This window comes from Streptomyces sp. NPDC057697 (assembly GCF_042799335.1).
In the GTDB taxonomy this organism is placed as follows: Bacteria; Actinomycetota; Actinomycetes; order Streptomycetales; family Streptomycetaceae; genus Streptomyces.
The window spans coordinates 39,757-64,861 of the sequence record NZ_JBHVJA010000007.1 but is presented as its reverse complement, the minus strand read 5'-3'; the positions used below and the strand labels follow the sequence as shown (position 1 = coordinate 64,861).

Below are 25,105 nucleotides of genomic sequence, written 5' to 3'. Positions count from 1 at the left end.
CCCATGTGCGTCATACGGGAAGCAGCTCCCACTGCCGGTTGCGGTGATCGCCCTCCACCGCGTGCTGCCGGACAGGGGTGCGCGCGTTGGTGCCGACGCGCAGGAGCAGACCGCTGTTCCGGTTGGCGATCTCATAGGCACGCGGGGCGCCGTCCGCGGAGCCCACCGGGATCAGGCGCCACTGCTGGTGGTGCGCGTCGTCCCCCTCGTAGGCGCGTTGTGCGACCACGGCCCCGTCGCACCCGTGGGCTCCGGCGACCTCCAGGACCTTGCCGCTGCGCAGGTTCTCGATCGTGTAGAGCACCTCGCCGTCGTCCTGGGCCGCCACGACCAGCCGCCACCGCTGGTGCTCCCTGGGGGCGGCGAGCGACTGGTGGATCTCGGCCCCGTCCTTGACGGATTCCCTCAGGACCCCCATCCGCAACCTGCTGCGGACGTTGGCCCAGGAGACGACCGCACCTGAATCGGGCAGCCCGGCCATCTTCTCCGAGGCGACCTTCCGGATCCGGCCGTTGTTGTGGTCGGAGATGTAGAGGGTGTCGACGCAGTCCATCGCGACCCCGGCCGGATTCTTCAACTGGGCTTCGACGGCGGGCCCGTCGTCCCCTTCGATGCCGCCGGTGCCGGTGCCCGCGACCGTGCCGATCACGCCGTCCGCCGTGACCTTGCGGATCGCGTGGTTGCCGTAGTCGGAGATGTAGAGCGCGCCGGTGCTGTCCAGCACCGTGGCGAAGGGGTTGTTCAGCTGGGCGGAGGTGGCCGGACCGCCGTCCCCGCCGAGGCTCGCGGAGCCCGTGCCGGCGATGGTGCTGATCTTCCCGTCGGCGGCCGTGACCTTCCGGACGCGGTGGTTGCCCCGGTCCGCGATGTAGAGGTTTCCCTCGTCGTCCACGGTGACGCCGTACGGATTCTTCAGCTGGGCGGAGGTGGCCGGACCGCCGTCCCCACCGAAGTTCGCCGAGCCCGTGCCGGCGACCGTGCTGATCTTCCCGTCGGGCGTGATCCTCCGGATCCGGTGGCCGCCGCTGTCAGCGATGTAGATGACGCCGTCGCTGCCCACCGCGACCCCGGTCGGGCGGTTCAGCCGGGCGGCGGTGGCGAGGCCGCCATCGCCGGAGGTCGTCGAGGTGCCTGAGCCGACGATGGTGCTGATCTTCCCGTCGGGCGTCACCTTCCGGACCCGGTAGTTCTCGGAATCCGCGATGTAGAGATTCCCCGCGCTGTCCACCGCCACCCCGTACGGGTTCTTCAGCTGGGCCGAGGCGGCCGGACCACCGTCCCCACCGAACGTCCCCGACCCGGTCCCGGCGACCGTGCTGATCTTCCCGTCGGTCGTGATCCTCCGGACCCGGTGCCCCCCGTAGTCGGCGACGTAGAGCGTGCCCGTCCTGTCCATCGCGATCCCGATCGGACGACCCACCTGAGCCGTGACCGCGGGCCCGCCGTCCCCTGCGGTGCCGTTCCCCGCGACCGTACTGATGGGAGCGGCGAAGTCCTCGCCACTCGTGGCTCCCGACTGGGCAGCGCTCATCGTCATCCCTTCGCCGTTCGTCGACCGTCCACTACAGACGGTTGCCGTACATGTCCAGGAAGTCACACGGAGTGTCGGCTTGGCAAGATCACTTCCGGGTGATCCTCAAGGAGCGTGTTGACGGAGCTCCGAACCGGATGGGCGTAACTCCCCACACACATGACCGCGATTCAGGCCCTGCTGGCGGTACGCCATGTCGATGCCCGTGCCGTACGGCCCGAGGTCGTGGATGAAGGATGCCGCCGGAGCGACCTTCGTCCACGTCTGCGACGAGCCGGCGGCGTTCATCACCTCGGCCGAGGCGACCCCGCTGTTCCCGGCGCGCAGCCACCGACAGCCCCACAGCCGCCCGACGCCCGGCCCACTCCCCATATCCAGGCCCCTGTCCGGATCTCCATCCGCTACGCTGGTCCCTGGTCAGCCGTTGAAACGGTCGGCTGCACTACCATCCGGCGGTGCGACCGCGCCGGGACCGCGTCCGACCATCGGGCTTGGCGTCCTCGCCGAAGATCCACTCACTGGATTTCCTCCGAGATCCTCTCCAAACCCCCGCCTTCGTAGGGTCTGTGGGAAATTGCATCACCGCAGGCCACGATCTGTGCACTGGGAGCTCTACGAACGCGGTTCGCGATTTTCCCTAACGCTTTTCCGGGTTTGCACAGGTCAACGTGAGCCAGTAATCGCCGCACAGCTGGCACGAGCGGGAGCAGTGGGCAAGGGGGTGCCTGGCTCGCTATGAGTGCCCCATTCAAACCTCCCGACTTGCTACACAAGTAGCAGCAGCTGAGTCTTCAGTCATGCCCGAATGCACCACGCCACGGCTCCCGTGGCTCCGCCTTGATCGCCGCTGTTACCTGTTGCTCCTAGACGAGCAACAAAGGCTCATGCTGTGCGGCGGATGCTGCGGCGGCTGAACCGTTCCACAGGTCCGGATGACGAGCAGCGTTGATTTTCGCGCGACAGCGACGGCATTCCTCACCAAGGAGTTTGAGCTCGCGCCCCGCTTCGGTCCCGTCCACGGGAGGCGCCACACGGAGTACACCGCGGACTGGGAGTTCGACCGTGCGACGGCCACCCGCGTCTTCATCATCCACATCAGCAGCGCGGAGGGCGACCGACTCGAGGAACGCTCGGCCACCCACGCTCGCTGGACACTGAAGAACCTGCGTAAGCGCAGGCGCGAGATCTTCCCGGAGGGGGTCGTCACTCTCACGACGGGATACATCGAGGGCTGGCTCCCCGATGGTCCCATCTCGCTCTTCTGAGGATGGGGCCGCTCCCTGTTCCAGCGGGTGTACTGAATCCAGTCCGACCAGTACCGCCTCGACGACACCACCCAGAGCGTCCCCCCACCAGAACGGCAGCCGCACGCTACCCAACGACGACCAGCCGCAGGCGCGCTGACGCGACGCCCCGCAAAACGACTGGGGCGGTACCCACACACCCCACCCGGCGAAGCTGGACTCGCCTACGGTCGGCCGCTGCCGTTCTCCATGCCTGTCCAGATAATGCGCTTCTCAAAGCCACCACGTTCGGCGGCCTTTTCCGCACGGCAGCGTTCAAGATCTTCCAGTGTAATGCCCAGATCCTGCGCAAGCGCGTAAACCACTTCGAGCACGTCGGCGAGCTCCTCCTTGGAATAATCTTCCTCGACCTCAAGGAACTCGCCAACCTCCTCACTCAACTTGTCACGCAACCGCTTCCGATACTCCGGCGCGCCAGCGACGCACGTGGCAGGCTCTTCCCCATTCCGGCGGATGATCTCCGGAATTCCATCCCGTACGAGCTTTAACATCGCGCCCATCAGTGGAACTCCGTCCCCTGGATCATCGAAACTCGCGCCCCCACCTGAGATCCCAGGGCCCAGTCGAGACGATCCTTTCCTCTTCGAAATGCATCAGACGCTCGGCGATATTCTCCGCCGCACGCTCAGCGATCCCCTCCTCGCTGATCATATTCATCGCCGTCTGGGTCTTGTCCACCCCTTCCGGAAGATAGAAGGCAACCCGGCGTTCACGCCACAAACCGGAGCATGGGATCATCAGCAGTGCGTCCGTACAGGAGGCCAAGAAGCGTGCACTCCTCGTCACCGAGGAGTTCTCACACGTATCCAAAGAAGTTATGTCAAGAACGCGCGCGAACGCAATTCCGGTTGCACACATCCGGCATCCACCCTCTCGCACCTCAGGTGAGGCGCCTCACTCGTACTCACCACGCGCTTTCCGTCCCTCCCCCGCACGCCGGTATCAGCTCTTTGACGCTTCCATGAATCTGGTCACCACGTGTAGCAAACAGTAATTCCGACCACCGGCAAAGGGCCGGACAGCGCAAATATAGGCAGCGCTCGGCGTGCGTACGTCCTGATCAGACGCCTGTGAACAGAAGGGGGCGCTCCTCGGCGGGAGACGCTCACGCCCCGCTCGCACCCGTTCTTCCTGTGGCGAGCCGTTCCCACTCGCCCCGATGGTTCGTTAGGATCTCAGAGCACTCCTGGTGGAACACGAGCTACCGGTCGCGAAGAGCAACCAGGAGTGGCATAAGGAGCGAATCGCAGTGAGTGGGGGCATTCTATGGAAGCAGGCACACCCGAGGCGCAGTCTGTGTACCTCGACTACAACGCGACTGCCCCCATGCGGCCGGCGGCGCTCAAGGCCGTGCAGGAGGCGCTCCACTCTGTGGGTAATGCTTCCAGCATCCACCATCAAGGCCGCGACGCCGCAGGCAGGGTCGACCGAGCACGCCGACAGCTCTCGGACTTGCTGAACTGCTCATCCGGCGAGATCATCTTCACTTCCGGTGCCACTGAGGCCAACAATCTTGCCCTGCAAGCTGCTTACGTTGAGGGCGGATTGATCGTCACCTCGGCCGTTGAGCATCCGGCTGTTTTGGAGACCGCACGGGCACTCACAAGTGAGACTCCTACTTCCTTGAACGTCCTACCGGTTGATCGTCTGGGGCAGATCGACTTGGGGACGTTCACCGCATCGCTTCAGCGGGACCACGTGGCTCTCATTTCCCTCATGCTCGCGAACAACGAGACCGGCGTGATCACCGATCTGCGGCCCGTAGTCGAGGCCGCTCACTCAGTCGGTGCACTGGTTCACACGGATGCGACACAGTACGTCGGCAAGTTGCCTGTCGACCTGAGGGAACTCGACGTAGACCTGCTGTCACTTTCGGCCCACAAGTTCGGAGGGCCGCAGGGCGTCGGTGCGCTGTTCATCCGTCGCGGTATACGGCTTTCACAGCGACCCCTGGTCTTCGGCGGGGGACATGAGCGTGGCTGGCGAGCAGGCACACTCAACGTGCCCGGCATTGTCGGACTGGGGGCCGCTGCCGAGGCTGCGACCCGTGATCTCACCGACGAAGCGTCACGCATCACCAAGCTGCGAGACCTCTTGGAGGACGAGCTACTCACTCGCCTCCCCGGCAGCTACGTCAACGGTTCCGCAGCCCCTCGGCTGCCCGGCGTCACGAGCATCACGTTCCCTGGCGCTCCAGCCGACGCAATCCTGGCCTCAATGCCTGACGTCGCCGCCTCCGACGGCAGCGCCTGCTCCGCAGGTGCACCTAGTCCGAGTCACGTCCTCGTCGCCATGGGGCTCGGCCGGGAAGACGCTGACGCCACGATCCGCTTCTCGTTGGGGCACGCCACCACGGAACGGGAAATCCGCCGCGCCGTTGCCGCCGCAGTTCGAGCAGTAACACACGTAAAGGCGCTCATGAACGCCACTGCCGGCCCTTGACCGAATTTGCAAAGATCTTTTACCCACACCTTGAAATGAAGGGCTCGACTATAATGCCAGAAGGCCGCCTCTCCGACGTTGTCGGACTCAAATTCAACCGCCACGAAAGCTTCCCCCCTCGTTTCGGCTGGCTGCACAAGGCGTACCTTCAGGTAAAGAAGGATGAAATGCTCTTCCATGCTCCGGACGCGTTGGTGCGTCTCGGTGTCGGTAAGAACATGGTTTATTCAATGCGGTACTGGTCGCAGGCATTCAAACTCACTCATGAGTACAACAGCGCCGAGAACCAGTCACGGTCGCTCGCGGCCACACCGACCTGGCGGGCCCGCTGGCTCCTGGACGAGGATGGTGCCGACCCCTATCTCGAGGACACCGGCAGCCTCTGGCTGTTGCACTGGTGGCTCGTCTCTGGTAGTAAGGACGCCCAGTGCCTCGCGCCGAGTTGGTACGTGATGTTCCACCTCGCTCCGCTTGCCCGGGTTACCGTCGAGGAGATGACCACACTCATCACGCGTGAAGTGCACAGCAGCTTCCCGCGCGAAAAGTGGCCGGCCGCAGAGTCCATCACCCGTGACGCCGAGTGCTTCATCAAGATGTACGCCCCGGACCCCGACGCGAACCCGCTCTCTCCGGGCAGCTTCGAGGACTCCCTCCTCTGCCCCTTCCGTGAGCTCGGCTTGCTGGAGTACCAGGGGGGGCGCGGTAAAGAGCGCACGTACCGCTTCACCAGCGGGATCCGGCCCAGTCTTCCGCCGCGCGTCCTCGTGCATGCTTGCCTGGACTACGCAGCGCGTTTCTCCCGCCAGTCGGACTCCATCTCACTGGCCCGGCTCGCCAGCGAACCCGGAGCACCCGGACGCGCCTTCCACATGCGTGAGCCGGAGCTCTCCCGATCGATCGAAGCCTTCGTCGAGAGCCACCCACAGCTGGAGGTCGTGGAGTCGCTCGGCCAGCGGAGCCTGCGCTTCGCGGACAACCCCGAGACCCTCGCCTGGGACGTCCTCGATGAGCAGTACGGCCGCGTGCGCGAGCGCGATGGTTTCCCGACGCCTGAAGAGTGGGCGCGGCAGAAGCCCGGCCTGACGAAGACCACGGATGACGCTGAGGCCACGCAGGGACTGTTCCCCCAGCGGGCTGACATGAACGAGGAGCTCGCGTGACCACGGCGACCCAGCCTTCCCCGCACACCAAGTCGAAGAGCACTGGTGCGCAGATCCCTTCGGGTATCAGCTTCGTTGGTACGGAGTTCCGCTCCACCAATCTGGAGCGCGATGTCCAGGACTCCGACCTGCACTCACCGTATGTCGGCGTCCGCGCCCAGGACGTGCTGGAGCGCGTGGGAAGCGCCCTGCGCGACCCCAAGCGTTCCCGCGCATGGTCCTTCACGGGACCGTACGGGTCCGGTAAGTCGACGCTCGCGAACCTGATCGACGCCTTCCTTGGGCACGATGCGAAGCGCGGCAGTGCTGCGTACAAAGCAGTCTCTGCGACGCACAACGCGCTGGCGCAAGAAATCGCTGAGACCCGGAAGGCGCTCACCGGCGATGGTTTCCTGGGGGCGGTCACCACCGCCCGTCGTGAGCCGCTGGCTGTCACGATCCACCGGGCTCTGCAGACCGCAGTGGAACGCAAGTGGAAGAAGCGCGTTCCGAAGGACGTGTCCGCTGTCATGAGCGCCTGCGTTGAGACGGACGTGCCGACATCGGACAGCTTGCTGAACGCCGTAACCCTGCTGTGCGGCAAGGCGCCGCTGTTGCTGATCGTCGACGAATTCGGCAAGACACTGGAGCACCTGGTCTCGGCGGAGGAGAGCGGAGACGCTGGAAGCGACGTCTTCCTCCTCCAGCTGCTTGCAGAAAGGGGCGCTGGCGCCAAGGGCCTGCCGCTCTTCATCTTCACCCTGCAGCACCTGGCGTTTACTGACTACGCCTCACGGGCGAGCTCAGCTCAGACCCAGGAATGGGCCAAGATCCAGGGGCGTTTCGAGGACGTCACCTTCGCGCCCAACCTCGGCGACGCGGCCTATCTCCTCCAGCGAAAGCTGAACCACGCTGGCGTGTCGAAGCAGAATCGCAAGATGATCGAAGCCCAGGCGAAGGCCGCTCACGGCATCTGGCATGAGCAGTCGCTGCACTCGGTGGTCGACATCTCCGTCGAGTCGTTCGCCAACCTGTATCCCCTGCACCCGCTCACGGCCTTCACTGCTCCGCTCATGGCATCGCAGATCGGTCAGAACGACCGTAGTCTTAGCGGCTTCCTGGTCAACGATGAGCCATTCACTGTGCGGCGCAGTCTGGACGCCTTCGCTGACGCATCGCCGGAGCGCGCCTCCACCCTCCGTATCCCTCAGCTGTACGACTTCTTCTTCTCTGCGGGACGCACGACGATCCTTGCCTCATCGAAGGCGAGCCGGTGGCTGGAGATCGATGCTCGCCTGGAGGAGGCCCATGGTCTCCCGGAGGAGGACCAGGAGCTCCTCAAAGCAATCGGCGTCCTGAATCTCATCGATGCGGACGGTCTGCTCCGGGCCACCCCCGCGATGATTCAGTTCGCACTGAACGACCCGATCGATGCCACCAATGTCGAGCGCTTCGAGCAGATGCAGAAGCGACTGGACAAGTTGGTGAAGGACGGGCTCGTCGTTCACCGGTCGTACAGCAACGAGTACCGGATCTGGCAAGGCACCGATGTCGATATCGACGCCCGGGTACGTGAGATCGCCTCTCAGCTCCAGCCCGACGACGTTGTCCGCTACTTCAACAAGCACCTCGGCACCAACGTCCTTCCGAACGCGGTCGCAGCCGGCGCGCACAGTCAGCTCACTGGCATGCAGCGCCACTTCGTGACGGCGGTCAGCCACCAGACGGTCAAGCTGCGTGGCCCGAAGATCGTGCAGGACTCGGCGGACGGGATGCTCGTCTTCCACCTCGGCGACCTGACTAGCACGCCTCGAGTGGACTCCCCACTTCCGGTCGTGGTCGGGCTGACCAAGAATCCGCAGGCAGTGCTGGCCGCTGGCACCACTCTCGTCGCGCTTCAGGACCTCATGGGCGACGAAGAGCTTGATCACGTTGCCCGCCGCGAGGTCAACGAACGAGCCGGAGAGTTTTCCCAGCAGATCACCGCGTTGCTTGCCGAGGCATTCCGACCTGGTAGCGACGAGTCGAGTTGGTACCTCTGGAAGAGCGGTGAGGAGACCGACGGCGAGCCCGCCCAGGAGCTCAGAGCTCGCAGCTACGCAGGGCTCGTCTCCGAGGCATGCAACGTGGTCTACCACCAGACTCCACACGTCAGGAACGAGATGGTGGGGCGCCACCAGCTCACCAGCAATGCCGCTCGAACGCGTCGTGAAGTCCTCACCGCGATGATCGAGAAGACCGGGTTGCCACGTCTCGGCTGGCCCGAGGACAAGTTCCCTGCGGAGCGCGCCCTTTATGACGGGGTCGTGGAGCATCTGGGCCTGCACCGCGCCGCTGGAGAGGTCAGCGGCGGGACGAGCTCCGATGGCACCATCCACACCCATGGCATGGCACGCCCGACCGCTGAGTCGAACGCAAGCGTTATGCCCGTGTGGGCGGCGCTTGAGGAAGCGCTGAACGAGGCCACGGAGCCGACGCCCATCGTCGACATCTACGAGCGCCTTATGGCCGCTCCGTACGGTGTGAAGGCCGGCGTCGTTCCGATCCTGGTGGTCGCCGGGCTCATCCTGCGCGGCAACGATGTGGCGCTCTTCGAGGAGGGCAACTACTGCCCGCGCCTCACGGCCGCCATTGTGGAACGCCTCAACGTTCCTTATCCGGAACGCTTCACCGTCAAGTCGACCCCCGTCGACCGAGGGCAGCGTCGTGCTGTAATCGACGGCCTCGTGAAGTCGCTGGACGTCGATATTCCCCGCAGCCGCGCGAACCGCAATCCGGCCCTACTCGCGGTCACTCGCGGGATGCTGGAACGAGTCATGGTTCTGGACCAATACTCGCTCAAGACACGTCGACTCAACGAGGACACCCTCGCCGTCCGGAACGTACTCTCCAGCGCTACCGACCCGGACATGCTTGTCTTCGAAGAATTGCCCACGGCGCTCGGCTTCGAGAAGATCACTCCGGGAGCCAAGAAGAACCCGGAAGCGGCCGAGGCGTTCATTTCGCGTCTCACTTCTGCCCTGGGTGACCTCACTGACGCGAGTGAGAATCTGCGGGGGTACGTGGTGGAGACCTTGGCCAAGGAGTTCAGGCTTCCGGCGGCCAGCACACAGGAGCTCCGCACCGGTCTCGCCGAACGGCTACAAGGCTTCACCGACGCCGCTCTCGAAGTCAGCCTCCACGGATTCGTGACCCGCGTGACGAATGAGATGCTCCCCGACGACGACTGGCTCGGCACGGTCGTCGTGCAGCTCGTCAACCAGGCCCTCGGGGACTGGACCGACCGCGACATGGATGTCTTCCCGCGCATCGTACGGGACAGGGCACGCGCTCTCGACCGGGTGAGCCACCTTTACAGCATCTCGGAAGCCGAGGAAACAGAGGAAGCCGCGACGGAAGAGTCGGTCGCCACGCTTCCTGTGACGACCGCGAAGCGCGCAAAGCCGAAGCGGAGGCAGATCGATACTCACCTGCTGACGCTCACCACACCTCAGGGGAAAGAGGAGCGTACGCTCATCCACGTCCCCAAGAGTGCGCGGAATGCCGCGGACGAGCTCGTTGTCAGTGTCATCAGGCAAGCTGAGGGTGTGTTGGGCCCGGACGGCGCGCGCATCCTGCTCGCCGCACTAGCTGAACGCTTGTCTGAACAGGACAGCGCCACATCCGAGAGGAAGGAGTAGCCGTGACAGATGCCGTTGGCACAAGCAGCAAGAAGCGCCACGTACTCGGGATCTCGGGGGGTAAGGACTCCTCATCCCTCGCGATCTACATGCGCGACCGGGTACCCGAGATGGAGTACTTCTTCTGCGACACCGGGGCCGAGCTGCCCGAGACCTACGAATACCTGAACCGTCTCGAAGGCGCCCTTGGCAAGCCCATCGCACGGCTCAACTCCTCCCGCGATTTCGATCATTGGCTGGAGGTCTATCAGGGGACTCTGCCCAGCCCTCAGATGCGCTGGTGCACAAAGAACCTGAAGATCAGGCCCCTCGAAGAGTGGATCGGCGACGACGAGGCGATCTCGTACGTGGCGATCCGAGCCGACGAGAACCGGCTGGGCTACGTCAGCACCAAGCCCAACATCACGGCGGTCTTCCCCTTCCGCGAGGACGGGATCGACCGCGCAGGCGTGGACCGCATCCTCGAAGAAGCTGGCATCGGCCTCCCCGGTTACTACGAGTGGCGAACTCGCTCCGGCTGCTACTTCTGCTTCTTCCAGCGGAAGCACGAGTGGGTGGGCCTCAAGGACCGGCACCCTGAGCTCTACGAGAAGGCCGTCGCCTACGAGGACAAGCTCAAGCACCAGAACACAGCCATGCAGGGCCGTAAGTACACCTGGTCCCAGGGCGAGTCCCTGGGCGAGCTGATAGAACGCCGCGACGAGATCGAAGCCAAGCATGAGGCGGCCCTTGACCGCGCAGCCAAGCGCGTGAAGCCGAACCGTCCACTGCTGGAGATCCTCTCGGACGCGCTGGACGAGGACGACGACTCAGCCGCCTGCGCGGTATGTCACCTTTGATCACATTTCATTCGATGTCTGGCTCGCAGAACTCCCTGCGGGCCAGGCATCTTTCGTTCGTTCACGATCAATTGCCAGACCCCCTGTCACACTGGTTCGGCCAAGGTTTCTGAACAGGGGAGGGCGCCTGACGCATGGCTGGCCCAAACGCAACAAACGCACATCCGCTCAGCCGGATAGCCCAGCGCTATCGAGAAGAAGACAGCCCCGCCCTCCAGGTCCAAGTGGGCCTCACCCGCATGCTCGATATTGATGGGTGTCGACAACTCGACGCAGATCTGCAGGAGTTCGCTGGCGCCTGGGAGATACACACAGCCACCGATGACCTGGCCCCGGCGTTGCCAGATGAGGCCGGCCTCTACATGTTCGTCTGGCGGCCGGCGTTCCAGTTCCGGACGAGCGGCATCCCTGGCTTCGGCAGCTTCCCGAAGATGCTGTATATCGGGCAGGCAGGTGCATCGCGCTATGACCAGGGAAACACGATCCGTCAGCGTTACAAGGACTACCGCCGCTTCCTCCGCGGAGACCCCGAATCGCTGTGGACGGCGGATGAGCCTACCAACCGTAACCAGCGGCTCTCGCTCTACCTCACGCTCCAGCCACTGGAGTTCTGGTGCGCCACGGTGAAGGAACGTAGCCGCATCGAGTTGTTGGAAAAGAGCCTCATCCGCCTGTTCAACCCTCCAGTCAACGACCGGGGTCGCCCGAAGCTGCGTGCGCGCTTCGGCACCCCGCGTGACGCCTGGCAGTCCTGACCGCCCCTCCACTCAGAAGAGGTACCCATGCCCTCGAAAACGTTCGTCCCCGCCTTCGAAGCGAAGGTCGGAAACTGGAAGTACTACTCCTGTCTGATGAGTTACGCAGCGGTAGCCAGGGAGATCAATTTTGCTCATGAGCTTGGCGGCAACCAGGATCTGGGCACGATGATCCAGCGGGGAGTCGGTACTCGCACCACCGAGATCACCAACTACCTGCTCACAAACGAGAACCGGTTCCTCGGCGCCATCATCGTCGCTGCTTGGGGTGGCGCGCCTGAGTACATCCCGCTCGAAATGGAGAAGAACGCAGAGAACGGCGACGTCCTGTCGGGTATGGATCGCAACTTCGGCGTTCTGACCTTTGACGGCACTCACCAGTTCTTCGCGCTCGACGGCCAGCACCGGCTCAAGGCGATCAAGGATGCAGTAAAGCGCGACCCCGAGCTGGGGCGCGAGGACATCAGCGTAATCGTCGTGCCGCACTTCGACGATGAGGAAGGCCGCCGCCGAACCCGTCGCCTCTTCACCAACATCAACCGCAACGCGGTGAAGACGACCACCCAGGAGAACATTGCCCTGGACGAGGACGATGGCTTCGCGATCCTCACTCGCCGACTGCTCGACGATCATGAGTTCTTGAAGAAGGACGGCACAGTTCAGATCTTCAGCAAGGTCGGAAGTGATGGTGAACTGAAGCTCGCCACGCGCCAGGTCAGCGTGACAGGCACGGCGTGGACGACGATCGGCGTGCTCTACGACTTGCTCACCGAGATCGGCTTCGGGCTTCACGACAGCATGAACAAGACATCGCAGCGTGCAAACGACGACGTTCTCGACCAGAGCTACGACATTCTGGCTCAGCGCATCGACGAGCTCCTCAAGGCTTGCGGCAACTTGCGAGAGCGGTACGAATCCCACGCCGCGCCCAAGGACCTGCGTGCCCCCAAGGGCCGCGACGGCGAGGGGCACCCCTTCATGCGCCCTGCCGTTCAGGTGCAGGTTGCACGGGCTGTCCGCCACATCATCGAGCAGGGGCTGCTAGAGTGGCCCGCTCTCCTCGGACGGCTCTCACAGCTCGACTGGCGAATGTCCGCAGCTCCCTTCTCTGCCGTGTGGCAGGAGACTCCGGACGGTGCGTCCCGGAAGGGCAAGATGATCCCCGCAAAGGACAACAACCAGACCCTCTACGAGCTGCTGTTGGCCCATCTCGCCCCGAACTCCAAGGCCCAGATCGAGCGCGCGCTTCGCAGCTACCGCAATGTCAAGAATGATCGCTACCCGATCTCCAGCGATGAGCTCGGCAAGCGTCTCCCGGCCGCGGAAGCAACACTCGGAGCCTTCTGAGGGACGTCTTCCGCGATCCCCTCGGAGGGCTTATCGCCCACGCGACTACCGCTTGGCACTGCGGATCATGGGAACCGGTTGGCCGTTGCAGGGCAGGTCGCTCTCTGATTGCACGAGCGAGGCCATATACCTCTCCAAGGCCCGAACATTTTCAGCGTTAACTCACCGTGGCGACCCCCTGCACTGTGAAGGTCAGGGGGTCCGCGCTGAGAGCTGCCTTGTGTTCGCGATCCCCGCCTCCCCGCCCACGGGGAAGCACGCCACCCCAGCCACTCCCGAGGCCACGTCGGCACCGTCCGGCCCGGCTGGCGCACCGGCCGCGTCCGCGAAGCCGTTCTCGAGGTTGCCGACGACGCGCTGGCCGCCGAGGGCTCGTCGCACTCAACCTCGCCGAGATCGCCCGCCGCGCAGACATCGGCAAGACCACCATCTACCGCCCATCTACCGCCGCTGGGGCACCCCGGATGCACTGGCCCCCCTCATCGGCACGGCAGACTCCTACCTGCCCCGGGCCGACACCGGCACCCCCGACGGCGACCTCCAGGCCAAACGCCCGTCTCGTCGTGCCCCCGCCCCGCCAGAGCCCCTCTTCAAGGCCCTGATCGCCGCCTTCCTCTGCAACGGCCAGGCCACCGAAGCCCTCCCCTCCACTTCCATGCCGTCCGCATCGCCGACTGGTCGGATCTGCGTCACCGACGCCGTCGCCCGCGGCAAAGCCCCGCTGCCACCGACCCCCAGACCGCCATCACCGTGGTCTCCGCACTCTTCTGCTGCGCCCGCCCTGCTCAACACCGGCCGTCCGCTGGACGAGAGGGACGCGAACGACGCGGCCAGAAGCGCTGTACTGGCGGCCCGGGCCGGCGTCTGGTGCTCCGAGCCGACGGGCTGACCTGGCCCGGGCAGGGTAGAGCCGCGGTGCGCGAGGCTAAGGGCTGACTCTGTCGGGGATCTTGGCGGTCTGCTCAGTCTCTGGCAGACCGCCAGGTCCTCGGCCGGGTGATTCCGTGCTGGTCCAGGTAGTTCTGGAAGGCGGTCGGCAGCCGGGACGGAGGTGCTTCTGCGGTCGGCGGCCGTCGACTGAGGCGCTCGATGTTTGCGGCGATGGCTGTGGATACGTGCTGCAAGTGGGCTTTGCGCTGTCCCCGGTAGCGGCAGCGGCGCATGCCGTGTCCGTGGGCGAGCTCGTTGATGGTGCCTTCCACTCCGGAGCAGACCGCATAACGGGCCCACCATTCGGGTGTCTGCTGCTCGGCACGGACGCGGAGTTGCAGGTCACAGAGTTCTCACGGGGAAAACCCCACGCTCCGGGCGCTGTCGGCGGTGGCCGTGCAGCGGGTGCGGACCGGGCAGGGACGGCACTGGCCCTTGGTGAACCGCGCGATGATCAAAGGTGCCGCGGTGGGTGAGGAAGCCGGGTAGGGGCCGTGCCATCCCGCGCTGGTCTCGCGCTGCGGGCAGGTGACCTGCCCGCAGGCGAAGTCGATGTGGAAGTCGTCGCGGCCGAAGCCGTCGTTCCTGCGGTACTGACGGCTGGAGTTGACCGGCAACGGTCCGGTGACCGTGACCTGGTGCTCGCGGGCCGCCTGTTCCAGATGGACCAGGGAGGTGTAACCGCCGTCGACCAGGGGCCCGGTAGGCAGCAGCCCGCGGCGCTTCAGCCGGGTGTGGACGCCGGGCAGAGCCTTCGCGTCGTAGCCGGTGGCGTCGGTGGTGGCCACCATCCGTGATCACGTTGATACTGTTGGGATCACAGGTCTCAGTGAGATGCGCGACGAAACCTTTCCAGCGGGTGACGTGTCCGCGGCGCGCGTAGCGGGCCGTCGGATCGTAGAGAGAGACGACCGCGACGGCCGAGGGCGGCAGGCCGCCGTCCTCGGCGGTGCGCCAGCGCAGGCGGCCCAACCCGTCGTGGTAGTAGTTCTGCACCATGATCTGCCGCAGAGCCTGGACGCGGGGTCCGGACAGGCGTTCCGGCCCGTGCTGCCCGAGATGCTCGATCAGCCGGACGGCGTCGCCTCCGGCGGCGAGGATCCTGGTCTTGGGGCGGGTGGGGTTCTTGCCCAGACGGACCGGGCGACCGTAGCGGCGCCCCCACTCTTCGTCGACCCGGTCGGCCAGCAGGTGCGGAACTGCGCTGGGCAGTTCTTCCAGCGCGGCGCGGACGGCCTCGGTGACCAGTTCCAGCCGGGTCAGGTCGCGCACCGCGGCCAAGGTGTGGGTGGAGTCCGTGCGCTGGGCGATGCGCTCGCAGACGAGACCGGCCTCCTTCAGGCGCGCGAGCGCGAGGTCGAGGAGACGGTCGGCTCGGCCGTCCTCGGTGAGACGGTCGCGGAAGTCGGCCAGCACGCTGTGGCGGAAGCCGGGATCGACCAGTTCCATGGCCAGCGCGTACTTGAAATCGATGCGGCAGCGAACCGCTTCGGCCACCTGCCGGTCCGCGAGACCGAGGAGGAACTGGAGCACGCAGACGGTGGCCAGCTGCGGGCGAGACCCCCGGGCAGCCATCGCACGGGTCCCAGTCGGCGAAGTCCTCGTCACGCCACAGCCCGCCCAGGTGATCTCTCACCCGCATCGCCGTGGTGCCGTTCGGGTTGCTCGCTCTCGCCATCTGCACGGTCAGAGAAGGGACTTGCTCATCGGAACGGGGATGGAGCGACAACGGGCACCTCGGCAACTGCATCGGTCCTTGAACAGAGCGGAGCATGCCTGTTGATCATGCTGCCCCGCCGGGGATCCTCAAGATCCCCGACAGAGTCAGCCCTTAGGGCAGGCCGCGATACGAGCCTCCCGATCCGCCCGGTCGCATTGGGTGACCCGACATGGAGCCAAGGCGACGTCGGACCGGGAATCCTGCGCGTCCGCGGGGGAACCGCTTCGCACTGCCTCCCGACCGCGTTCGGCGCGATCGCCGCCTTCACCTACGACCCCGACACCACCGCCCCGGCCAAGGCGGTGGCTCCAGAACGCGGCCCCTCGCCCTGACCACCCTGAACTTCCCCTCCCTAGTGCTCTGACCGCATAGGTTCGCCGGGTTGGTGGTTGTGGCGGTTGGATGTGCGGTGACCTTCGACCCGATCGCTGGAGGCGCGGTGGCCGAGCTTGTCCGTGTGCGCAGACTGACCGACCAGGAGGGGCAGAAGTTGCAGCAGATCGTGCGCCGGGGCAGCACCAACTCGGTGCGCTACCGGCGCGCAATGATGCTGCTCGCCTCGGCCGGCGGGAACCGGGTGCCGGTGATCGGTCAGCTGGTCCAGGCCGACGAGGACACCGTGCGGGACGTGATCCACCGGTTCAACGAGATCGGCCTGGCCTGCCTGGACCCTCAGTGGGCGGGAGGCCGTCCCCGCCTGCTCAGTCCTGACGACGAAGACTTCGTCGTCCAGACGGCCACCACCCGTCCCACCAAGCTCGGCCAACCCTTCACTCGCTGGTCGATTCGCAAACTCACCGCCTATCTGCGGAAAGTACACGGACGTCTCATCCGGATCGGCCGCGAGGCATTACGGTGCCTGCTCCGGCGCCACGGCATCACGTTCCAGCGCACCAAGACCTGGCAGGAGTCCCCCGACCCCGAGCGCGACGCCAAGCTCGACCGCATCGAGCACGTCCTGGAGCACTTCCCGGACCGGGTCTTCGCCTTCAGCGAGAAGGGCATCCGCTGTGGCGGGCGTCCTCTCAAGGCGGCCTGACGATGAACAACAGGGCGATGACATCGATCCAGCTTGTCTACGAGACTCACGCCACCACCACCGACAACGAGGCCGGAATCGCCACCGGCTGGCTGCCGGGTGTCCTCTCAGCAACCGGCCGCCGACAGGCCCGGGAACTTGGCGACCGCCGCCGCAACGACAGCGTCGCGGCGGTGTTCACCTCCGATCTGCACCGCGCAATGGACACCGCGCGGATCGCCTTCGCAGGCACCGCACTTCCGATCCACCACGATCCCCGCCTGCGTGAATGCAACTACGGACGCCTCAACGGCTGTCCGCAAGCAGTTCTCGCACCGCTGCGGGGCCAGCACATCGACGAGCCCTTCCCCGGCGGCCAGAGCTACCGCGAGGTTCTGGCCGCAACCGAAGACTTCCTCACCGACCTGGCCGATCGGTGGGCCGGCAACCGCATTCTCCTGATCGCTCACTCGGCCAACCGATGGGCCCTGGACTGCCTACTTGCAGGCTCCCGACTTGAAGACCTCGTCCAAGCCACGGGCCACTGGCAACCCGGATGGGAGTACACCCTCCCCCCACCTGACCAACCCGGTGAACCTTCGCGGTCACAGCACTAGCCATCGGTATCCTCGCCGCAGCCGGCAGGTGCACCACCGGCATAGCCGCCCCGCCTTTGGCGGAGATGTGCACCCTCAGCACGGCCGGCCGGGACGGGCAGTCCACCGCACTGTCGCTGGTGACAACGGTTCTGCGCGGCCTACCGCCCGCCGGGCTCTACGTTTCCGCTCCGCGCCCCTTACTCACTGCGGTCTCGCGGATTCTTACGCCGTATACCGTCACGGCCAAGGGCGCCGGTCCCGGAACACCAAACACGTCAAAGTCAATCTCCGGCAAGGATCCGGTGCAGTCAATCACTACGGACAACGCCCGGTCACGACCACGCTGACGGTGGCCTCGGTAAAGCAGCAGACATCTACCGAAATGCCACCGGGCCAGCATCCACACACGTGCATCACTCCGGAAGGACCACACTCGCTGCGTCAGCGTCGCCCGCCTCAGGAATCTCCCACTTCACGTGTGCGGGCCACAGCATCACGCCGAGTGCACCCTCCAGTTCAGCCACGGTCATGATGTCGGCCCAGACCACCCCGTTCAGAACGTTGGTAATCACCTGACAGTTCACACCGCTCCGCCGGGCGAGCTCGTTGGCACTCAACTTCTGTTCATCAGCCGAGGAGGACGCGGCAGCATAACGACAGCCTCCCCGAGCCGGCGAAAGAAGGCTCCAGCCAAGAAGGCCCGGAAGAAGACCCCGGCCAAGCAGAAGCCAAAATGGATCGTGGGGCCCGTCCCCAAGGACATCTTCAGCCCGGCCAATTTTCAGCCCGAACCCAAATGCCCAGAAGCCCGCCCCATCCCCGACCTCGAACGGCTCCGGCACGTTGTCGACAACCCCGCCGTGTACGAGGTGGCCGACGTGGCACTCCCCCGCAAGCTCCCCGGCACCCGCGGATGCCCCGCGAGCTACCCGCCTTACGTCTACCTCATCTACATCTGCGCTATCGCGATCTACGACACCGCTCGCTCCACCGGCGCCACTCTGCAAGACGCCGCTCCCTGGGCCATCGTCCGCGAAGGCGTCCGCCGCCACCTGGGCGACGCCGAAGCCCTACCGGACACCGGTCCCCGGCGCTACCACTGGACGGGATACCAGCCGAAGATGCTCGATGTCTTACCTCAGCTCCGTGAGGCCTCTCGCGACGCCTGGATCACCCAGGCCCTCGCCCTGGGCCGCCTCTCCGAGACGCGCCCCCGCGGCTCCTGGCTCCGCCCTGACCGCAGCCAAGTCATTCACGGCGATGCCACCATCGTCCGCCCGCCCTCCGACCAGACCGAGGAGGTCACCGTCGACGAGAAGACTGGCCTCATGCTCAGACATCGTGTCGACCACGATGCCGGACTTCAGGTCGAAGGAGGCGACCGGACCGTCTACGGCAAGAAGATCGTTTCCTTGGGCGTCCGCCGCACCCGGACCCCGCACAGCCGGGTCATCCTCAACATCGACTCTGCCCGCCACCGCTCTCCCGAGGACGACCCTGACCGCGAGGAAGAGGCCTCCACCACTCTCCGCCTCGCCTACGAGATCCTCGAACGCGCACCGGGCGCCCTCGCCTTCACCCAGGACACCGTCCGGCGCGGCAAACACCGTGCGCCCCTTATCGCCCGCGGAGTGACCGTCTTCACCCGCCAGCACGGCGCCACCCCACGGCCACTGAAGCACTACACCTATCTCCAGTGCAACCACCGCATCTACACCGCGACCGGCCGCGCCTGCGAACTCCCGACGGTGTCCCCTTCTACAACCCGCTGCCTGTCCGCGGCAACCCGGTCCGCGTCGGCAAGAAAAGCTACCGCTTCTACCACGATGTCGAGATCCCCTGCCCTTACGGCCCGCACCGCGAGCTCATCCCCGTGTACGAGACGCGCGAAGATAAAGAACTCGCCCCCCCCCCCGCACCCGGCGCCCGGCGCCCCCGGTTCAACCACACCGAACACATCCGCCAGATCCCGCCCGTCACCGACTACGGCCGCCGCCTCCTCGGCTTCCGCCAGGACAGCGAATTCCACCACAGCACCCTCGGCTACACCCACCGCGACAAACGCGTCCCCGCCTACGGCGCCGACGGGGCTCTCCTCCTCTGCATCGGCCACGCCTGGGTGATCAACTCCATCGCCCGCGGCACCGCCCACGAACACCAGCCGTAGCGCCTCACCCTGCATCACGAACGCAACGACGAGCCCACCCCGCGAAAGGCCCCGCCGCTGGCCGGCCCCCACCAGCTACACTGACGGCGGTGCGCCGGTCCCCTGGCGCACCGCCGGATCATCGGTCACCTGTGCCCGGACCCGCAGCACTCGCTGCAATTTCCGACACATTTTCCGACAGATCCCCGCCTTCGTAGCTCAGGGGATAGAGCACCGCTCTCCTAAAGCGGGTGTCGCAGGTTCGAATCCTGCCGGGGGCACTGACCACATAGCAGGTCAGAGATGCCGCGAGCCCTCCCGTTCGACGAACGGGAGGGCTCTGTGCGTGGCGCCCGGCGCGTGCGGGATGGTGTGTGAGGCCTGGTGCGTGGTGCGTGGTTACTGGACGTCGACGAAGTCGCCGGCCGCGTTGACCGCGGGGGTCGTTGACGTGCCCGCGAAGCTGTAGCGGAAGTAGCCGTCGGTGGAGGCGGTGACGGTGGTCTTGAGGTTGCCCGTCGCGTTGGTCTTGATGGTCTTCACCGTGGTGTAGGTGCTGCTGTTCTTCTTGCGGAACTGCAGCTTCACCGACTGGTTGGTGTAGCCGTGGTACTCGTTGTCCTCCCAGTTGGCCCGGGAGAGCTTGCCGGTGACCGTGATGGTCTTGCCCTTCTTCACCGGTTCCGGCGAGGCGTTGACCGTCAGCTTGGAGTAGCGCTGCACCTTGAACGTGGTGGCCGCGTCGCGGTGGATGTAGTCGAGGTCGTTGGCCGAGAGCAGTGCGCCGAGCTTCCAGGTGGCCGCCGCCTTGTTGTCGACGAAGCCGACCGCCGCCTGCGGGTCGAACGTCAGCGTGCCCGTGCAGGTCGACGTGGTGGCGCTCGCCTTGACGCAGGTGATCTCGTCGTCCCAGATCTGGGCGTAGTTCGGCTTCGGGCCGGAGGCGCTGATGTACGTGGCCTTGGCGATGCCTGAATTGTCCGTTGCGGTCACCGAGACCTTGGCCGACACCACGTTGGTGGTGCCGACGACGACCGGCTTGCCTCCGTTGATGACGACCTTGTCGATCGTGATGTCGCCCGAGCCGCCGTCCTCGGCCTGGGCGGCGGTGGCCCCGGTCGCGGCGACGGCCAGGGCGATGCCGGTGCCGAGCACGGCGAGGCGCGTGGTTGTACGCATGTATATCCCCCCACGGATACATTGATCGATCAGAGGGAGCGTACGGCGTTGGCCAAGGGTTCACCACGTTGTTGTTCACCCGGTCCGGCGCCTCGCCCCGTCCGCGGGCCGCCGCCCGCCGGAGTGCCAAGCGCCGGACTGGAGAACGTACTTGGGGTCCGTACCCGCGAATTGGCGGGGGGGCAGGGCGGGTCGCTCGGGCGGGGCCGGTCACTCGGACAGCATGATCGTGTGGGGCGGCGGGGCCAGGTGGGCGCGGTAGCGGCGGATGCCCCAGTTGCGGTGTTCCAACTCGGCGGCGAACAGGACCTCCGCCGTGTTCACCCGGTCGGGCACGATCTCCACCAGCGCGGACACCGGATGGTCGCCGACCAGCGGGAAGCGCTTGACCTGGCGGAACTCCCACTGCGGGTTCGGCTGGGACGCGCCGTGCCCGCGGACGATCCACTCCTCCCTCGTGGGCTCCGCGCCCGGCGCCCTCGTCACGCCCACGTCCAGCACGCCTGCCTTGACCGTGAGGTTCAGGCCCGTGCCGGAGACGGCGACCGGGCGGGTGCGTTCGCCCGGGTCGATCAGCCGCGCGACCGGCCGTGCGCCGGGGTCCGGGGTGGAGAGCGCGACGCCCAGGGAGGCGTGGCGGAACGTCCCCCTGCCCGTCGGCGTTTCCGGGCGGAACGAGCACACCATCAGCAGCCTGCGGAACTCACGGCCGGGGGTGGCGTCGGCGTAGGACCGCCACTCCGGCGGCGCGCCCTCGTGGTCGGCGGGCAGCAGGTCCCAGCCGAAGGTCAGCCGGCCGTGCAGCGGTCCGCCGTCGGCCGGGCTGCCCAGCGTGCGCTCGGGTACGAGGGCGACCTCGTGCATCCGGACCTCGGTCATTCCCCGGCTCCTTCGCTCCGACCGTGCAGATAGGTGAACGATCCCCAGTCACGGTAGTGGGGATACCGGGCCCGGGTGGCGAGCTGGGCGTCGCGGAACGCCTGTTCCGGGTCCGCGCCGTGGGCGATCCGGAGGTGCAGGCGGTGGTGGAAGTACGTGGCCGGTTCCGGGCGCACCGGCCACAGGCAGCCGACGACGGCCCCGGCCCCGGCGGTGATCAGCGCCGAGGGGATGCCGCGGATGTTGTCCGCACGGTCGAACCGTCCCAGCCCGGACTCGCACGCGGCGAGCGTGACCAGGCGGATGCCGCGCAGATCGGCCGCCAGCACGTCGTACGCGAAGACCCGGCCATCGTCGTCGCCGTCCGGGGTGAGATAGAGGCAGTGCATCCACGGAGCGTCGTGGTCCGACGTGCCGTGCACGGCGATGTGGACGACGTCCGCCGTGGACAGCTCGGCCAGCAGCCGGTCCCTGGTGGCGCCGGGCCCGGTGACAGCCTCCGCGCCGACCACCTCGGCGACCCGGCGCGCGTGCTCCTCCAGTATCGCTTCGGCGTGCAGCCCGTAGGGCACGCCCCCGGCGGCGGAGGCCAGCACCGCGGTGCGCCGCGGCCGTGCCGGTCCCTCGGCGGGCACCAGGGCTTCGAGGCCCGCAATGGTGGTGACCGTCCAGTCGTCGGCGATCGTCCGGCCTCCCGTACGGCACAACGCCAGCGGCAGGTAGTGCAGGGCGCCGTGCGGCCAGGCCAGGACGCGGTTCTTGCCCCGGTCGCGCCACGTGGCCCAGAGGTCGCCGCCGAGCGGCAGGCCGCCCGACTCCAGCAGCCGGAGCCCCTCCGGTGTCACATCGGCGAACAGGGGGTCCCGCTCGACCTCCGTCCGGACCGCCTCGACCAGGTCCGCGACCGGATGCCGGTCGTCGTCGGGCTCCGCGTCTTCGCCGAGGTGCACGACGAGTTCCCGGCCCTGCCTGGTGACGGCGAGCAGTACGGCCGCTCCGCGCACGGCCATCGGCAGGAACCAGGTCAGCAGCACGGTCCGGTCGTCCAGCAGCTCGGGGACCTTCGCCCAGAGGTGCTGGTCGTCGACGAACGGCGCGGAGCGGCGGCGCAGTTCCTCGTCGACGGACGACGAGATGCGCCGGCGCAGGTTCCGGACCAGTTGGGTGCTGTCCCGGCCGTCGGGGCGGCGATCGGCGTCGAGGACGTCCAGCAGGTTCGCCGGGCCGGCGTCGGCGGTGGGCTGTTCCAGGTCCCGAAGCCTGCCGATGACGTGCTCGATGCCCGAAGGCGGCGCGAGCGGTCCGTCGATCCGCCGCCAGGCGCCCAGTTGGGCCCCCTTGCCCGCCTGGTGCAGGCCGAGCATCAGGGCCATCGGCAGGGTGGCGCTCTCCGCGACGAGCGTCCAGACCGCCGAGTGGACGAGGTCGCGCAGCACCTTGCCGAGTTCGGGCGCGCCGCTGGTGTCGAAGTTCGGTACGTCGACGATGGTCGCGTACAGCGCGTTCCTGAGCTCCTCCCCGCGGAGGTCGCCCAGCTGCTGCACGAACGGCACCAGGCTCGCCCGCGCCAGCTCCTCGAAGCCCAGCGAGGCGTAGGCGAGTGCCGCGTACGTCCGATAGCCCCACGGGAACGGGACGGGGCCGGGGCCTGGTTCGCCCGTATCGGCCGCCAGCCGGTACAGGTCCGCCGTCAGCAGCCGGACCTCCTCGCCCCGGCCGCCGTTCGCCTCCCTCAGGAGGGTGAGCCCCAGCGCCGGCTGCCGCCGCTCGCGGGCGTGTGCCGCCATGTGCAGCAGCGCCGCCGACCGCTGCGCCGGTGTCCAGGACTCCGGGAACGACTCCGGGAGCGCCTGGCCGGGGCCGGGGCAGCCGAGGGGGTCGTCGGGGAGTACGTGCAGCCGTGCCTCGGCCAGCTGTCTGCGGTGGGCGGAGTCCCACCGGACGCCGAGCCGCTCCGCCCGGTCGAGCACGGTACGCAGCAGGGGCCGGTCGGCCCGTTCCCGGGCCAGGTTGATGCCCTGGCTGATCGCCCTGGCGGTCGTGGTGCTGCCGTGGGCGGCGACGAAGTCCGCCAGGGGCGTGCCGAACACCGCCGTGCTCAGTTGGCCGACCGTCTCCGGGGGCACTTCCTCCACCACCCTGAGCAGGAAGAGGACGAGATCCGGCTCCCCCATCGGGTCCGGCGAGTCGAGCAACGCGGAGAGCGCGGCCCCGGCGCTCTCCGGGTGGATCCCCCGCCCGCCCCCGAGGATCTGCGCCAACGACGCGAGGAGCCGGGGCCTTCGGGTGCCGCCGTCCAGCTCCAGGGCCTGCTCCATCAGGTGCGCGGCCTCCGCCATCAGGCGGGGCGAATCGGCCTGGAGGGGCTCCTCGTCGGTGTGCCATGTGCGGTACAGCTCGGCCGTCCAGCGGGCCGACCAGGTGTCGTCGCCGCCGCGGGCGTAGTCGTCGGCGGCGAGGTCCTCCGGCCCCCGGGTGGCCGTCCGCAGCCGTGCGGCGGCCAGCAGCGCGGCCTCCTGTTCGGCGGGGTCGTCCAGAGCGTCGACCAGCCGCGCCGCCACCGCGTCGGCCTCCTCGTACACCGCCCGCTCGCACCGGTCCGCCAGCAGTGGGGCGGCCGACTCGACGGTCCGGAGGGCCGCGGTCCGCCAGGCCGCCTCCCTCCCGCAGGCGTCGGCGACCTCGGTGACCAGCCGCCAGTAGACGTACATGAACTCGACCAGGCCGCGGGGGTCGAAAAACTCCTCCCGGAACAGCAGGTCCACCATCGTCGCGGCCGTCGGCGCCGGTCCCGTGCCGTGCTCGGCCAGGTCCTGCCGGGTCCGCTCCATCGCGCAGGCCCGTCGCTTGGCCTCGTCCAGCGACAGGACGCGGTCGCACACGGACTGTGCCAGTTCCATCAGCACACCGACGGGGTCGATCAGGAACCTGACCTTCCGTTCGCCGTGTTCCCCGTGTTCCCCACGTTCGCCGTGTTCCCCGCCTTCCCCGCGTTCCCCGCCTTCCCCGCCGCCGTCCTCTCCGGCCCGCGCGCCGCCCGGTTCGCCGAAGCGCACGGGGCCGGCGCACACCATCCCCTGGCGCGTCTCGTCGGTGAGCGTACGGACGGGGTCGTCCCCGATGGGCAGCACATGGGAGACGACCAGTACGACCGATCCGGAGCTCTCCGCCGTCTCCCGCCAGCCCGGCGGCACGTCCAGGCCGAGATCGTGCGCGAAGAGCGCGCCGTCGGGGGAGTGGACAGAGAACACACCGGTGTCGTCCCGTGCGACGCACCACCGGGGATCGACGGGGTGGCCGCCCAGGGGCAGTTCGTCCAGTGACAGGAGTACGGGCAGACCCCACGCGTGCGCGCGGGTGAACAGGCTGCCGCCCGCCCCGTCACCGGTGGTCACCGGGCTGAGCGCGGCCGCCCCGACCGCCAGACAGGCCACCCGGGCTCCGTCCACCTCCGCCAGGAACGCCCACCCCGTGATGGGCCGCGACAGCCGCACGCCGTTCCCCCCGCGCCGAACCGGACTTGGACGGCCCCCACAGTGACACGGAAGCGGTTCGGACCGCTCGGCTCCCGGGAAAGGGCGACGGGGCCGGCACTTC

The 25,105-nt window shown here is 67.1% G+C and carries 19 protein-coding genes, 1 tRNA gene and 2 pseudogenes; 11 read left to right on the top strand and 11 right to left on the bottom strand.

The window, feature by feature from the left end; all coding sequences use genetic code 11:
* Positions 1-10 precede the first annotated feature (10 nt).
* Positions 11-1,531, bottom strand: coding sequence for an RICIN domain-containing protein (locus ACFVFH_RS19595; RefSeq protein ID WP_383770083.1), 1,521 nt, complete (start codon positions 1,529-1,531; stop codon positions 11-13).
* Positions 1,532-2,463: 932 nt separating this feature from the next.
* Between ACFVFH_RS19595 and ACFVFH_RS19590 the strand changes: the two genes are divergently transcribed.
* A complete protein-coding gene (locus ACFVFH_RS19590; protein WP_383770081.1) occupies positions 2,464-2,796 on the top strand; it encodes a hypothetical protein in 333 nt (110 codons plus the stop codon).
* A gap of 203 nt (positions 2,797-2,999) precedes the next feature.
* On the opposite strand, the gene ACFVFH_RS19585 is transcribed toward ACFVFH_RS19590, so the two are convergent.
* Together ACFVFH_RS19585 and ACFVFH_RS19580 are read right to left on the bottom strand one after the other, a co-directional pair.
* Positions 3,000-3,335, bottom strand: a complete 336-nt coding sequence (locus ACFVFH_RS19585; RefSeq protein WP_383770078.1) for a nucleoside triphosphate pyrophosphohydrolase — start codon at positions 3,333-3,335, stop codon at positions 3,000-3,002.
* A 22-nt stretch (positions 3,336-3,357) separates the two neighbouring features.
* Entirely contained in the window at positions 3,358-3,513 is a 156-nt protein-coding gene (locus ACFVFH_RS19580; RefSeq protein ID WP_383770076.1) for a hypothetical protein, read from the bottom strand.
* A gap of 618 nt (positions 3,514-4,131) precedes the next feature.
* Between ACFVFH_RS19580 and ACFVFH_RS19575 the strand changes: the two genes are divergently transcribed.
* The 6 genes from ACFVFH_RS19575 to ACFVFH_RS19550 all read left to right on the top strand — a co-directional run bounded on the left by ACFVFH_RS19575 (position 4,132) and on the right by ACFVFH_RS19550 (position 13,037).
* A complete protein-coding gene (locus tag ACFVFH_RS19575; protein WP_383770074.1) occupies positions 4,132-5,277 on the top strand; it encodes a cysteine desulfurase family protein in 1,146 nt (381 codons plus the stop codon).
* Positions 5,274-6,437, top strand: a complete 1,164-nt coding sequence (locus ACFVFH_RS19570) for a DUF4007 family protein (protein WP_383770071.1) — start codon at positions 5,274-5,276, stop codon at positions 6,435-6,437. Before ACFVFH_RS19575 ends, ACFVFH_RS19570 begins: the two co-directional genes overlap by 4 nt.
* The gene (locus ACFVFH_RS19565; protein ID WP_383770069.1) at positions 6,434-10,096 is read left to right on the top strand and encodes an ATP-binding protein; all 3,663 of its coding nucleotides are present in this window, start codon (positions 6,434-6,436) and stop codon (positions 10,094-10,096) included. Before ACFVFH_RS19570 ends, ACFVFH_RS19565 begins: the two co-directional genes overlap by 4 nt.
* A gap of 2 nt (positions 10,097-10,098) precedes the next feature.
* Positions 10,099-10,935 (top strand): phosphoadenosine phosphosulfate reductase family protein, encoded by an 837-nt coding sequence (locus ACFVFH_RS19560; RefSeq protein WP_383770066.1) that lies wholly within the window; start codon positions 10,099-10,101, stop codon positions 10,933-10,935.
* 134 nt (positions 10,936-11,069) lie between these two features.
* Positions 11,070-11,690: a hypothetical protein gene (locus ACFVFH_RS19555; protein ID WP_383770064.1), complete on the top strand. Its 621-nt coding sequence runs from the start codon at positions 11,070-11,072 to the stop codon at positions 11,688-11,690.
* Positions 11,691-11,717: 27 nt separating this feature from the next.
* On the top strand, positions 11,718-13,037 hold the full coding sequence (locus tag ACFVFH_RS19550; protein ID WP_383770061.1) for a DGQHR domain-containing protein: 1,320 nt from the start codon (positions 11,718-11,720) through the stop codon (positions 13,035-13,037).
* A 962-nt stretch (positions 13,038-13,999) separates the two neighbouring features.
* Here ACFVFH_RS19550 and ACFVFH_RS19545 read toward each other — a convergent pair.
* The 3 genes and pseudogenes from ACFVFH_RS19545 to ACFVFH_RS19535 all read right to left on the bottom strand — a co-directional run.
* Positions 14,000-14,308 carry a transposase gene (locus tag ACFVFH_RS19545; protein ID WP_383770726.1) on the bottom strand — a complete coding sequence of 103 codons (309 nt, stop codon included), beginning with the start codon at positions 14,306-14,308 and terminating at the stop codon, positions 14,000-14,002.
* A 12-nt stretch (positions 14,309-14,320) separates the two neighbouring features.
* Positions 14,321-14,758 (bottom strand): hypothetical protein, encoded by a 438-nt coding sequence (locus ACFVFH_RS19540; protein ID WP_383770786.1) that lies wholly within the window; start codon positions 14,756-14,758, stop codon positions 14,321-14,323.
* A gap of 625 nt (positions 14,759-15,383) precedes the next feature.
* A pseudogene (locus ACFVFH_RS19535) lies at positions 15,384-15,542 on the bottom strand (transposase); the annotation flags it as partial.
* A gap of 584 nt (positions 15,543-16,126) precedes the next feature.
* Here ACFVFH_RS19535 and ACFVFH_RS19530 point away from each other — a divergent pair.
* Positions 16,127-16,690: pseudogene (locus ACFVFH_RS19530) on the top strand (transposase); the annotation flags it as partial.
* Between the two features lie 38 nt (positions 16,691-16,728).
* Entirely contained in the window at positions 16,729-17,322 is a 594-nt protein-coding gene (locus tag ACFVFH_RS19525) for a histidine phosphatase family protein (protein WP_383770058.1), read from the top strand.
* 395 nt (positions 17,323-17,717) lie between these two features.
* Here the strand turns inward: ACFVFH_RS19525 and ACFVFH_RS19520 are convergent, their stop codons facing one another.
* Positions 17,718-17,921, bottom strand: coding sequence for a helix-turn-helix domain-containing protein (locus ACFVFH_RS19520; RefSeq protein WP_383770055.1), 204 nt, complete (start codon positions 17,919-17,921; stop codon positions 17,718-17,720).
* 516 nt (positions 17,922-18,437) lie between these two features.
* Positions 18,438-19,010, bottom strand: coding sequence for a hypothetical protein (locus ACFVFH_RS19515; protein WP_383770052.1), 573 nt, complete (start codon positions 19,008-19,010; stop codon positions 18,438-18,440).
* On the opposite strand from ACFVFH_RS19515, the gene ACFVFH_RS19510 reads away from it, so the two are divergent.
* Positions 19,001-19,471, top strand: coding sequence for a hypothetical protein (locus ACFVFH_RS19510; protein WP_383770050.1), 471 nt, complete (start codon positions 19,001-19,003; stop codon positions 19,469-19,471). The genes ACFVFH_RS19515 and ACFVFH_RS19510 overlap by 10 nt on opposite strands.
* A 187-nt stretch (positions 19,472-19,658) precedes the next feature.
* Positions 19,659-19,731, top strand: a tRNA-Arg gene (locus tag ACFVFH_RS19505).
* Between the two features lie 118 nt (positions 19,732-19,849).
* On the opposite strand, the gene ACFVFH_RS19500 is transcribed toward ACFVFH_RS19505, so the two are convergent.
* The 3 genes from ACFVFH_RS19500 to ACFVFH_RS19490 form a co-directional block, all read right to left on the bottom strand.
* A complete protein-coding gene (locus tag ACFVFH_RS19500; protein WP_383770047.1) occupies positions 19,850-20,629 on the bottom strand; it encodes a calcium-binding protein in 780 nt (259 codons plus the stop codon).
* Between the two features lie 210 nt (positions 20,630-20,839).
* On the bottom strand, positions 20,840-21,508 hold the full coding sequence (locus ACFVFH_RS19495; protein WP_383770044.1) for a hypothetical protein: 669 nt from the start codon (positions 21,506-21,508) through the stop codon (positions 20,840-20,842).
* Positions 21,505-25,002, bottom strand: a complete 3,498-nt coding sequence (locus tag ACFVFH_RS19490; RefSeq protein WP_383770042.1) for a CHAT domain-containing protein — start codon at positions 25,000-25,002, stop codon at positions 21,505-21,507. Before ACFVFH_RS19490 ends, ACFVFH_RS19495 begins: the two co-directional genes overlap by 4 nt.
* Positions 25,003-25,105 lie beyond the last annotated feature (103 nt).